Below are 12,683 nucleotides of genomic sequence, written 5' to 3'. Positions count from 1 at the left end.
GGCAGACCGCACGCACAGGTCGCAGACGCGCTAGCCTGCACGCACACCGCCGCATGGCCACCGACTCCGTCTACCACCCCGAGGACCTGGCGGCGTTCGACGTGCTCAGCACGCCGGTGTGGATCGTCGACTTCGAGCGCGGGCACCAGTGGTGGGCCAACCTCGCCTGCTTGCCGATGTGGGGCGCGACCGACCGCGAGCAGCTGCTGGCGGCCAGCGCCGCCGGCCCGGGCCCCTCGCCGACCTCGCGGCTGCGCCTCGAACAACTACAGCGCCGGCTCGAGCGCGGCGAGCGGGCCGTCGATCGCTGGACCCTCTACCCCGATCACGCCAAACCGTTCGTCGCCGAGTGCCGCCAGCAGGGCGTGCGGATCGCCGACCGCCGCGGCGAAGCGTCCCGCTTCGGCATGCTGATCGAGGCCCGCGTGCTCGGCGAGCACGAGGCCGAGCTGCAAGATCGGCGCGGCATCGAGGCCCTGCGCTACCTCGGCGAGCTCGTGTCGCTCTACAGCGAGGCCGGCGAGGTGCTGATGCGCAACCCGGCCGCCGCCGCCGCGCTCGGCGAGCCCGGGCCCGGCGACGCCTTCGCGGCCGGCTTCGTCGACCCGGGCCTGGCCGCCGAGCTGCGCGCCCGCCTGACGACCGGCGCCGCGCGCCTCGACGCCGCCGTGCGCACGACCACCGGCGAGCGCTGGTTCGACACCGCGGTCCGCCGCAGCCTCGATCCGGTCAGCGGCGCGCCGGCGCTGCTCGTGACCCAGAGCGACATCACCGAGCGCCGGGCCCACCTCGCGGAGATCGAGCGCAACCGCCAGCAGATCGCCGACCAGGCCGACGCGCTGCTGCGACTCGCCGCGCCGGTCATCCGCATCGGCGCCGGCGTGCTGGCCCTGCCGCTGATCGGCGTCCTCGACCGCGAGCGCGTCGAGGCGGCCCTCGCCGCCCTGCTCGCTCACACCGACCGCGCCCGCGTCGAGCGCGTCGTCGTCGACCTCACCGGCGCCGCCGTCGACGACGCCGAGGCCGCCGCCGGGGTGCTGCGGATCGTCCGCGTGCTCAGGCTCCAGGGCGTCGCCGCCGCGCTCAGCGGGGTGCGCCCGCCGCTGGCCCGCACGATCGTCGACGCCGGCGTCGACCTGTCCGAGGTGCGCTGCTATCAGAGCCTCGAACACGCGCTGGCCCGCCGCTGAAGCGACGTACGGTCGGGCTCGCCGGCGACCGTGATCGACCGCTCGCCTCGCCGTCGTTTCACACATGAAAGGTCAGCCGCCGGCTTCGACCTGCTAGACCTGACGGCATGTCCAAGTCCTTCTCCGGCGACCGTTGCGTACCGTGGCTCTATTCCCAGGCGGGCGTGCGCGTCGAGGGTGAACCGAAGCCCGTCGCGCCCGCCGTCGACGAGGTGCGCGGCCGGGTGCCGCGCCGCGCCGCGCTCGGCCTCAAGTTCGGCGGCATGGCCGGCCTGTTCGCCGCCGCGATGGCGCTGATGGCCGGCGCGCGCCCGGCCAAGGCCGAGGGTCCGGTCTCGCAGGCCGCTTCGGTGCGGGCCATCGCCGGCTACACGCTCGGCGGCCTCAGCATCGCCTCGTTCGCGATCGGCCGCCGCCTCGATCGCACCGCCCCGGCGCTGGCCATCCTGTGCGCCGCCCGCGGGGCCGAGCTCACCGACCACCAGCTCGCCGCCCTCGCCGGCGACGCCCGCAAGCGCCTCACCGACGCCTCGTTCCCCGACGGCCAGGTGTGGCTGATCTCTGAGGCCCCGCTGGCCGACGGGCAGAAGGCCGAGGCCGACGCCCTCAAGGTCCGCTGCTTCGCCCCGGTCCAGGGCCGCATCGTCGAGGTCTGACCCGCCTGTCCTTCCGGGCATGTCCCCGAGGCCATGCCCCGGAGAGCATGTCCTCGAGAGCATGTCCATGCGGACATGCCCCGAAGACCCGCCCTCAGCAGCCGTCGGCCACGCCCTCGACCATCAGGCTGGCCGCCGGCTCGACCGTCTGGTAGGTCGCGTCCGGGTGGTGCTCGACGCAGCCGCCTGCGACCGTGCCGACCGTGTCCTCGTCGAGGTCGAACACGATGGTGTCGGGGTCGGCGTCGACGAAGCGAGAGTCGGTGACCGTGAACTCGCCCTGCGGGTTGCCGTGGACCTGGGCCTGCGTGCCCGAGCCGCCGCGCTTGTGAGGGTCGAGGCCGACGCACTGGTTCATGGCGATCTGGCCCCACAGCCGGAAGTTGCGCTTGTTGTCGGCCGCGACCGCGCGCAGCAGCGTCGTGTCGGACGACTTGAGGTCGTAGCCGCCGTCGGTGTTGCCGGCCGCGAACGTGTCCTCGAACCGGATCGCGTGGTTCTCCCGCTCGGTCGAGAAGCCATCGGCGTTCCAGTAGCCGTCGCCGCCCAGGTGGTGGTGGTTCAGCATCACCGCCCGCCGCAGCGTCGCGTGGTGGGCCGACTGGTACAGCGTCACCCCGGTCGAGAACGACTCGAACGGCTGCGCCTCCGAGTCGCCGAACACGTCCTCGAGCAGCAGCTCGTTCGACTCGTACTGCAGCCGCGTCACCGCGCGGGCGTAGCCGCGGACCGACACGTCTTTCATCACCAGGCCGGTGATCGTCGCGTCGGTCTGGCCGCCGCCGGCGAAATTCTCGAGCAGGCGGTGGACGTTGGTGGCGACGATGTTGTCGAGCCGCAGCCCCGCGATCGGCTCGGCCACCCGCCAGCAGCCGTTGCCCTGATCGGCGAACCCGAGGTTGACGAACTGCAGGTGGTCGGCCCCGGCCGTCAGGCGAAACACGGTCCCGCCGACCGCGCCCTCGGCCGTCCACGGGTTCGCCCGCGTGCCTACCAGCCGCGGCCGCCCCGGCGAGTGCCAGTCGGCCCCGACCCCGCGGATCACGATCGGCGCCTCCGCCGTGCCGCCGCTGGTGATGAACAGCTCGCCGCCGACCTCGTAGTCGCCGGCGTGGATCCACACCTCGTCGCCCGGCGACGACGCGGCGATCAGCGCCGGCAGTTGCCCGAGCCCGGCCGCGTCGTCGAGGCTGTCGCCGCTGCCGCCGCCCGCCGGCGTGACGTGGCGGACCGCGCCCGCCGGCCCGTCGCGCAGCCCGCCGTCGCCGAACAGCTCGAGCGCCGAGAGCAGCGGCATCTCGCTGCCCGGGACCCGCACCAGCTCGACGTCGAGCCAGTCGTCGGCGTCGATCGCAAGGATCACCGACCCGCTGGTATCGCCGGCCGTCAGCGCCGACACGTCGATCGGCTCACCGACCATCACCCCGTCGATCCACGGCTGCACGAGCCGCGTCCCGCCGCCCTGCGACGGCCCCGAGAAATGCAGCCGTAGCTGGTACGGCCCCGGCTCGACCGGCAAGGAGTAGCGGAGCTGACCGGTCCCGCCCATCAGCTCCGGCGGCTCGATCCGCCCGGTGGCGAGCACCTCGAGCGGCACGTCGGCCGGCACGCTCGGCCCGGCGACCACCGCGTCGGCGGCGAAGATCTGGGTGTCGGGGCTGAAGCGGTACGGCGAGTCGTCGCCGTCGTCGGCCAGGAACTCGCCGACCGCCGGGCCACCGACGTTGATCCGCAGCACCGGCGGCCCGAGCTCGGGGCCGGGCTCGCCGGTGGTCGAGGTCTCGCCCGTGGGGTCGTCCGTCGTCGCCGTCGCGTCCGTCGTGCCCGTCGTCGTGCCGGTCTCGGTCGCGGTCGAAGGCGAGGTCCCGGTCGTCGGCGTCACGTCGGTCGTCGACTCGTCACCGCTCGTGCTCGTCGTCGAAGCCTCGCTCGTCGACTCCCCGGTCGTCGACCCGTCCGTCGTCGCTGCTGGATCGCCGCCACACGCCGCCAGCCCGAGCCCCAGCACCCAGCTCCCTCGCCCTCGCTTCGCCGCCATGACGAACATTGTTTCCGCGGGCTCACGGGCCTGTCAACGAGTCGCCGCCCACCCCCACCCGCGGACCGCAGGCCGCGCCGCGACATGTCCCCGAGGACATCTTCTCTCTCTTGAAGATGCTCTTGCCTCGAGGACAGGACGCCTCCGCGCGCCGCCGATCGCGGCCTGTCCCGAAGACCATGTCACTCCCGCACCTCGGCGCGAGCTCGAGCCGCGGCGAACATGCCGGCGTCGATCGTCCATTCGACGCCTCGCAGCGCGCACTCCGTGAGGACATTTCCTCGAGAGGATTGTCAGCCGCGCGGCGGGTCGCGGAGCGCGAGCCCACGGGTTGAATCCGCGGGCACCGCTGACCGCGACGGAGTCGTCGGTGTCGCTCCCGGACGATCGCGTCGCTCTCCCGGGGGGGCGACGACGTCGCCGCGAATCAGGGCAGCTCGCAGGCGCCGACCTCGGTCGATTCGAGGCTGGCGACGCAGACGCGGCCGTTCGTGCACTCGTCGGGCAGCTTGAGGTTGCAGAGGGGGACGCAGCAGTTGGCGCCGGAGCAGCCCTGGGTCCAGCTGGCCGGCACGCAGGCCAGCCCGGGGCCGCAGGTGGCGCCGTCGCAGATGTCGCCGTCGCCGACCATCGGCCCGAACGGCTCGAAGCAGAGGTTCAAGTCCCCACCCGGATCGCAGATCATGCCTGCAGGGCAACCGTGGTGCGAGAACGGATTGCAGTTGATGTCCCCGTCCTGGCAGCTCTCGGAGCACCAGCTGTCCGAGCCCCAGTCGCAGACCTCGTCGTCGTCGACGACGCTGTCGCCGCAGGCCGGAACGCCGCACTTGTGCGCGCCGCAGCGCTCGCCGGCCGGGCAGTCGCTGTGCTCCTGGCACGGATAACACTTCGGCTGGTCCGGGAAGGCCTCGTGGCCGCTGGCCAGGCCGGCCGCGCAGGCCTCGAGGCATTGATCGATCATCTCCTGCGATCCCTCCCAGCACGTGCCGTCGGGGCCGAAGCCCATCTGCGCCGCCGGGAGGTTCGCCGGCTGGGTCACGGCAAGGCACGCGAGATAATCGTCGCAGACGGCGCGGGTCGGCTCACCGCCGCCGGTGCCGGAGGTCTCGGAGGTGCTATCGGTCTCGCTGCCGCTGCTGCTGGTGACGCCGCCCGTGGGCTCGGGATCGTCGGTGGACGGATTCCCGGAGCCGCCGCCCGACGGTTGCGGCCCGGTGACCGGATTCTGACCGCTGGCCGTGACGTTGCCGAGCGGATCGGAATTGTCCGCGCAAGCGACGACGGAGAGCGCGACCAAAGCGACGAAGAGGTGGCGAAACACGGTGAGATTGTCCGCAAACGACGCGGAATCCGCAAGGCCACGGCGAACGCTTCGGCGGGTCGAGGATGGGAGCGAGCCACCGTCCCCTGGTGTCGGGCCGTGAGCCCGCGAGCTGCCGGAGGTCCGGCATTCCTGTCGCCTGTCCACGAGGCCATGTCGTTGCCGTTCTAGCGACCGCTCCATCCTCGCACCGCCTGTCCCAATGGACATGTAACCGCGAGCTCGCGCCCGTAAAAGCCATCCTCACATCGCCTGTCTCGCAGGACATGTCGCTGCCGGCCGCTGCGATCTCGCCACCGTGAGAGTCATCTTCACATCACCTGTCCCGCAGGACATGTCGCTGCCGGCCGCCGCGTTCTCGCCACCGTGAGAACCATCCTCGCATAGCCTGTCCCCAGGGACATCTCCATCGCTGCTATTTTAGAACCTGTCCCGAGAGCCATATCACTGCCGACCGCGCGGGCCCGTGCTGGCATCAAGCCGAGCCCGCCTCGCTCGCGCCCCGTCGAGCCTGGCGCGCGCGGGGCGGCCCTGTTCGGCGGCGCGGGCCCCTGCCGCGCGCTCTCGGGTCCTTGCCGCCGCCCTGGACAATTCTCCGCGCCGCGCCTGCGCGGCCCATGATCTGCGGCGTGGGCCTGTTCGATCGCCTCGCCTCGATCTCGCCGCTGCGCCCGCCGTCGTGGCTGCGCACGGCCGTCAACCTGTTCGGCCATCGCCACCGGCGGGTCTGGACCGACGGCGCGCGCGCGCACGTCGAGCTGCGGGCCCTCGACGGCCCTGATTTCGCCCGCTTCGCCGACGCCGTCGAGGCCACCTTCGCCGGCCTCGGCGGCGTGCGGGGCGTGCGGATCAACGGCCTCGTCGGGCGCGCCATCATCGACCACGACCCCGCCGTGTGGACCCCGGACACCCTCGCGCGGATCGTCGACGCCATCGAGCTGCGGCTCGGGCTGCACGACCTCCCGTTCGCCGATGCGCTGCCCGACTACCCTGGCGATCGCGAGCCGCTGCTGCGCAAGGCCGTCGACCTCGGCGCCGACGCTTGCGGCGTCGTCCTCGGCAGCGCCTTGCGGCTCGTCGATTTCGCCCCGAGCCGGGCCGGCTTCGACCTCGCCGCGCTGATGACCGTCGTCGACAACACCCCGCGGCTGCGCAAGCTCCTGGTCGACCGCCTCGGCAGCGCCGCCACCGAGGTCGGCGTCGGCGTCACCAACGCCGTCGTCCAGGCCGTCGGCGCCGGGCCGATCGGCCTGCTCGTCGACATGGTCGTGCAGGCCGTCAAGCTGCGGGCCGAGCGGGCCCGTTATGCCGCCTGGGAAGGGCGCGAGGCCGAGCTGTGCGGCGACCCGCACGCGCCCGCGCGGCTGGCCCCGTTGCCCGCGCGCGAGCGGCCGGTGCCGCTGCCCGACAGCATCATCGAGCGCTACGCCGACGACGCCCTGTTCGCCTCGCTCGGCGGCTTCGTCGTCGGCATCGCCGACACCCACAACCTCGAGTCCGCCCTCACCCCGCTGTTCGGCGGCCTGCCCAAGGCCGCCTTTTACGGCCGCACCATCTTCGCCGCCGAGCTCGGCGTCGCGCTCGGCCGGCGCCGCTGCCTGGTCCTGCGCAACGCCGCCGTGCGCCTGCTCGACCGCGTCGACACCCTCGTCGTCGACGCCGACGCCCTGCTCACCGACGCCCGCACCATGGCCGCCGTCGTGCCCGGGCCCGGCGTCGCCCGCGAGCCGGTGGTCCACCACGCCGGCATGCTGTTCCGCGAGGACGCCTGGTCTTCGGTCCATGTCCATGAGGACTGGTCGATCGGCCCGCCCGCCAGCCTCGTCCCGCCCGACTGGCGCGGCCCGCTGCGCGCCGCCGTCGACGGCTGGACCGGTGACTCGCTGATCCTCGCCCACGGCGGCGAGCCGGTCGCGGTCGTCCACCTGCGTCCGGCCCTGCGTCGCGGCGCCGACGTCCTGCTGGCGGCGATCCGCCACTCGCGCCTGCATTTCGTGCTCGCTTGCGACGACCCGGCGCTCGCGCGGCTCCTCACCGCCCACGAGCGCATCGAGCCCGCGGGCCTGTCCGAGGCCGTCGACGGCCTGCAGCGCCACGGTCGCGTCGTCGCCGTGCTCTCGGCCCGCGATCGCCCGGGCCTCGCCGCCGCCGACGTCGGCCTCGGCCTCGCCCTCGATCCGCGCCACCCGCCGTGGACCGCCGACATCCTCCTGCGCGACGACCTCGCCGACGCCACCTTCCTCGTCGACGCCTGCGTGGTCGCCCGCCAGGTCGCCGAGCAGAGCGTCGTGCTGGCCGGCGTCGGCGCAGCGCTGGGGGCCGCGCTCGCGCTCGGCGGGCTCAAGAAGACCCGCCCGCAGCAGGTCATGCTCGCCACCTACGCCGCCAGCGTGATCGCCCTCGCCAACGGCCTCAGGCGAGCTGTCCTTTTGGCCAGGCGACCGCCCCCGCCCGCCGTCGACCCGACCCCGTGGCACCGGCTCTCGCCCGAGCTCGTGCTCGCGCGCCTCGGCGCCAGCGTCGATTCCGGCCTGCCCGACGCCGTGGCCGCGAGCCGGCACCACCCGCCGCCGCACCAGCCCGCGCGCCCGCTGCGGCTCGCGCGGGCCGTCGCCCACGAGATCGTCAATCCGCTGACCCCCGTGCTCGTCACCGGCGCCGCGCTCTCGGCCGTCACCGGCTCCTTCCTCGACGCTGGCCTCATCACCGCAGTGTTCGGCTTCAACGCCATCATCGGCGGCGCCGAGCGCTACCAGGCCGAGGGGGCCATCGCCGCCCTCGCCGACCAGGAGCGCCCGGCCGTCCGCGTCCTCCGCGGCGGTCGCGAGCGCACGATCGCCGCCGACCTGCTGGTCGAGGGCGACGTCGTCGACCTCCACGCCGGCGACGTCGTGCCCGCCGATTGCCGCCTGCTCGCGACCGACGATCTCGAGGTCGACGAGTCGAGCCTCACCGGCGAGTCGCTGCCGATCGCCAAGGATCCCGCACCCTCCTACGCCGCCGCGATCGCCGATCGCAGCAGCATGCTGTACGAGGGCACCGCGATCGCGGCCGGGCGCGCGCGCGCCGTCGTCGTCGCCACCGGCACCGACACCGAGGCGCGGCGCGGCCTGTTCGCCCTGCGCGAGCTCAGCCCCGAGACCGGCGTCGAGGCCCGCCTGCGCAAGCTGACCGAGAGCACCCTGCCGATCGCCGGCCTCAGCGGCGCCCTGCTGGTCGGCGCCGGCCTGTTCCGCCACCAGGACATCCACAGCCTCATCGACCTCGGCGTCAGCATGACGATCGCCGCCGTGCCCGAGGGTCTGCCGCTGCTCGCCACGGTCGCCCAGCTGGCCGCCTCGCGCCGGCTGTCGCAGCGCGGCGCCCTGGTCCGCAACCCGCGGACCGTCGAGGCCCTGGGCCGGCTCGACGTCCTGTGCGCCGACAAGACCGGCACCCTCACCGAGGGCCAGATCCACCTCCACGGCCTCGCCGACGCCGAACAGACCGTCGCGCTCGGCAGCGACGAATCACCCGAGTGGGCCTGCGCCCTCCTGGCCGCGGCCCTGCGCGCCTCGCCGCCGAACCACGCGCGCGCTGTCCTGCCGCACCCCACCGACCGCGCGATCGTCGACGGCGGGCGACGGATCGGCGTCGTCGCCGAGCGCGACGTGCCCGGCTGGCAGCGCCTGCACGAGATGCCCTTCGAGCCAGGTCGGGGCTATCACGCCGTGCTCGGGGCCAGCGACGCCGGCCTGCGGCTCACCGTCAAGGGCGCGCCCGAGGTCGTCCTGCGCCGCTGCGACCTGCCCGAGGCCGAGCGCGCCGCCGTGCTCGCGCGCGCCGAGGCGCTCGCCGGCGAGGGCCTGCGCGTGCTGGCGATCGCCGAGCGCCCCGCCAGCGAGGAGCGCGACCTCGACGACGCCCGCATCGATCGCCTGCGCTTCGGCGGCTTCGTCCTCCTCAGCGATCCTCCGCGCGCCTCGGCGGCCGCCGCGATCGCCCGCCTGCAGGAGGCGCGCGTCGACCTCATCATGATCACCGGCGACCACCCGCGGACCGCCCGCCGGATCGCCGACCAGCTCGGCCTCCTCAACGGCCGCGACGTCCTCACCGGACCTGAACTCGAGGACATGTCCGATGAGACACTCGACGCCGCCCTGCCCAGCCTCGGCGTGATCGCCCGCGCCACCCCGGCGCACAAGGTCCGGATCGTCAAGGCGCTGCAGCGGGCCGGGCGGGTGGTCGGCATGACTGGCGACGGGGCCAACGACGCCGCCGCGATCCGCCTGGCCGACGTCGGCATCGCTCTCGGCGCGCGCAGCACTCTCGCCGCCCGCGACGCCGCCGACCTCCTCGTCGTCGACGAGCGCATCGACACCATCGTCGACGCCATCGCCGAGGGCCGGGCCATGTGGTCGGCCGTGCGCGACGCCGTCGCCATCCTCACCGGCGGCAACCTCGGCGAGATCGGCTTCTCGTTGCTGTCGGGCCTGTTCGGCGGCAGCCCGCTCAACGCCCGTCAGCTGCTGCTCATCAACCTCCTCACCGACGTCGCCCCGACCATGGCGATCGCCCTGCGCCCGCCCGCGCCCGCGAGCCTGCGCCACCTCCTGTCCGAAGGGCCAGAGGTCGCCCTCGGCGAGGCCCTCGACCGCGACATCGCCCTGCGCGCCATCACCACCGCCGGCGGCGCCGGGGCGGCGTGGATGGCCGCGCACCTGCTGCCGGGCGGCCGCCGCGGCGCCTCGACCGTCGGCCTGCTGGCCCTCGTCGGCAGCCAGCTCGGTCAGACCCTCGTCGCCGGCCAGATGAGCCGCGCGGTCATCCTCACCGGCGTGGGCTCGCTCGCCGTCATGCTCGCCGTCGTCGAGACCCCCGGCCTCAGCCACCTGTTCGGCTGCCGTCCGCTCGGCCCGGTCGGCCTCGGCATCGCCGCCGCCTCGGCCACCACCGCCACCGTCGCCTCGGTCGTCGGCCCGCCGCTGGTCGCTCGCGCCCGCGCCCGCCTGGCCGCCCGCCGCCCGCGCCCGCCGCCGCCCGTCGACGTGGAGATCCGGCTCGGCAATCCGGCCGGGTGAGCGGGGCGCATTCTCGACACCTGTCTCTCGGGACATGTGTGTGATGCACATCGCGCTCGGGCCCGCGTCGCCGCGCGCGTGACCCCGCAGATCGAAGGTCGTGCGCGCCTCGGCCCGCGTCGCCGCGCGCGTGACCCCGCAGATCGCAGGTCGCCCGCACCCGCGGACCTCCATGTGCGGCCGATCGAGCGAACCGCGATTCGCTCTTCTCAGCCGTCGCGCGCCTGGCTATGGTCGAGTTTGGTCGTCTCCCACGCCTCGCCGCCGCCCATGTCTGCACCCCTCGACCTGCTGTCCCGGCCCGCGCGCGCTCGTTCGCCGGGGCTCCCATCTTCACGCCGCCTGGTCGCCGGGGCCCTGACCGGCGCCCTGCTGACCCTCGGCTGTTACCGCGACGACGGCCCCGCCCAGGCCACCGCGGGCACCAGCGGCGGCAGCGAAGCCACCGCCGCCGCCACCAGTGACGGCCCCGGCACCGGCGGCCCCGACGACACCACCGGCGGCGACGACGGCCCCGAGCAGCCGGCCCAGCCGCTGCACCGGCTCAACCGGCTCGAATACAACAACACCGTGCGCGACCTGCTGGGCACCTCGCTGCGCCCGGCCGACGCCTTCGGCCCCGATCCCGAGGCCAGCGGCTTCGACAACATGGCCGGCCAGCTTCACATGTCGGCCACCCTGCTCGACGCCTACGACGCCGCCGCGCGCACCGTCATCGCCGACGCGCTCGCCGATCGCCCCGCCTTCGCCGCCAGCTTCACCGGCGCACAGCTGGCCGTCCCGGCCCCCGGCTACTCGATCGGCGACTTGTGGGCCCTCACCGGCAACGTGCTCGTCGTCCAGGTCCACGTGCCCGCCGCCACCGAGGCGCAGATCGTCCTGCGCGCCGGCGCCGGCCTCGGCGGCCCGGCCCCCGCCGCCGAGGCGCGCCTGCGCGTCAACGGCGTCAGCCTGCCGGTGTTCGCGGTCCAGGGCACGCCGGCGATCCCCGCCGAGCACGTGCAGCCGATCTCGCTCGCGCCCGGCGTGCACACCATCGAGGTCATCCCGACCAACTGGGTCAACCTCCCGGCCGAGAACACCTTCAACAACATCTTCGTCGCCACGCTCGGCGTGCGCTCGCTCGACCTGGCCCCGGGGCCAGGTCACGACCGCGTGTTCGTGTGCGCGCCGCAGGGCGAGGGCGACCTCGACTGTTACGCCCAGATCGTCAAGCAGTTCGCCTTCCGCGCCTGGCGGCGCCCGCTCGACGCCGCCGAGGAGGCCGAGCTCGTCGGTCTGTTCACCCGCCTGCGCGAGCAGGGCGAGACCGCCGACGAGGCGCTGCGCCTGGTCATGCGCGCCGTCATGCTCTCGCCGCGGTTCTTCTACCGCGCCCGCACCACCGAGGACGCCGACGAGGGCGCCTGGCTCGACGACTACGTGCTCGCCAGCCGGCTCTCGTACTTCCTGTGGAGCTCGATGCCCGACGACCGGCTGTTCGCCATGGCCGCCGAGGGCCGGCTCGCCACCGACGAGGGCCTGTCCGAGGCCGTCGCCTTCATGCTCGACGACCCCCGCGCCGCCGCGCTGCTCGACGGCTTCGCCGAGCAGTGGCTTTCGACGCGGCACCTCCAGAGCTTCAGCCCCAGCCCCGACAAGTTCCCCGGCTTCGACGACGACGTGCGGGCCGCCATGACCGCCGAGTCCAAGCGGTTCTTCGGCGATTTCTTCACCAACGGCTTGCCCGTCGCCGCCATCATCCACCCCGACTTCACCTACCGCAACGATCGCCTGGCCACCCACTACGGCCTCCCGCCGGTCGGCTCCGCAGAGGTCGTGCGCGTGCCCGTCGGCGAGGGCGAGCGGGGCGGCCTGCTCTCGCTCGGCGCCTGGCTCACCGCCACCTCCGACGCCGAGCACTCCTCGCCGATCCGCCGCGGCCGCTGGCTGTCCGAGAAGCTGCTGTGCACCCCGGTCGCGCCGCCGCCTCCGGGCCTCGTGTTCGAGCCGCCCGACCTCGGCGGCGCCGGCTCGGTGCGCGAGGCGCTCGAGCAGCACCGCTCCGATCCGTCGTGCGCCGGCTGTCACGCCCTGCTCGACGTCCTCGGCATCGGCCTCGAGGAGTACGACGGCGTCGCCCAGCCCGTCTTCGACCCCAACCTCGACAACCTCGGCGAGCTGCCTGACGGGCGCACCTTCGAGGGCGCCGCCGAGCTCTCCGGCCTGTTCAACGACAGCGAGGTGTTCGTCGGCTGCCTCACCCGCAAGCTGTTCACCTACGCCGCCGGTCGGCCGCTCGCCCTGTTCGACGCCGCCTACCTCAACGAGATCGCCACCGCCGCGACCGTCGAGGACCACACCCTCGGCGAGCTGATCGACGCCATCGTCCACACCCCGGCCTTCCGCTCGCCGGCCGCTCTCGGAGAGAAGTGATGC

6 protein-coding genes are annotated in these 12,683 nt (G+C 74.0%); 4 read left to right on the top strand and 2 right to left on the bottom strand.

The genetic code is table 11. The features are described from left to right. Positions 1 to 53 precede the first annotated feature (53 nt). Together POL25_RS17860 and POL25_RS17855 are read left to right on the top strand one after the other, a co-directional pair. The gene (locus POL25_RS17860) at positions 54 to 1,190 is read left to right on the top strand and encodes an STAS domain-containing protein (RefSeq protein WP_272087283.1); all 1,137 of its coding nucleotides are present in this window, start codon (positions 54 to 56) and stop codon (positions 1,188 to 1,190) included. 107 nt (positions 1,191 to 1,297) lie between these two features. After that, on the top strand, positions 1,298 to 1,846 hold the full coding sequence (locus tag POL25_RS17855; RefSeq protein WP_272087282.1) for a hypothetical protein: 549 nt from the start codon (positions 1,298 to 1,300) through the stop codon (positions 1,844 to 1,846). Between the two features lie 94 nt (positions 1,847 to 1,940). Here the strand turns inward: POL25_RS17855 and POL25_RS17850 are convergent, their stop codons facing one another. Both POL25_RS17850 and POL25_RS17845 read right to left on the bottom strand, forming a co-directional pair. Further along, a complete protein-coding gene (locus POL25_RS17850; protein WP_272087281.1) occupies positions 1,941 to 3,884 on the bottom strand; it encodes a hypothetical protein in 1,944 nt (647 codons plus the stop codon). Positions 3,885 to 4,311: 427 nt separating this feature from the next. Continuing rightward, positions 4,312 to 5,205 (bottom strand): hypothetical protein, encoded by an 894-nt coding sequence (locus tag POL25_RS17845; RefSeq protein WP_272087280.1) that lies wholly within the window; start codon positions 5,203 to 5,205, stop codon positions 4,312 to 4,314. Positions 5,206 to 5,834: 629 nt separating this feature from the next. On the opposite strand from POL25_RS17845, the gene POL25_RS17840 reads away from it, so the two are divergent. Both POL25_RS17840 and POL25_RS17835 read left to right on the top strand, forming a co-directional pair. Beyond that, a complete protein-coding gene (locus POL25_RS17840) occupies positions 5,835 to 10,265 on the top strand; it encodes a cation-translocating P-type ATPase (protein WP_272087279.1) in 4,431 nt (1,476 codons plus the stop codon). Between the two features lie 270 nt (positions 10,266 to 10,535). Next, complete coding sequence (locus POL25_RS17835) at positions 10,536 to 12,680, top strand: DUF1592 domain-containing protein (protein WP_272087278.1); 2,145 nt, start codon at positions 10,536 to 10,538, stop codon at positions 12,678 to 12,680. The last annotated feature ends 3 nt before the right edge of the window (positions 12,681 to 12,683 follow it).

It is taken from the genome of Nannocystis bainbridge (genome assembly GCF_028368995.1).
GTDB classification, from domain to species: Bacteria; Myxococcota_A; Polyangia; order Nannocystales; family Nannocystaceae; genus Nannocystis; species Nannocystis bainbridge.
This window is presented reverse-complemented; position numbering and strand designations above follow the sequence as displayed.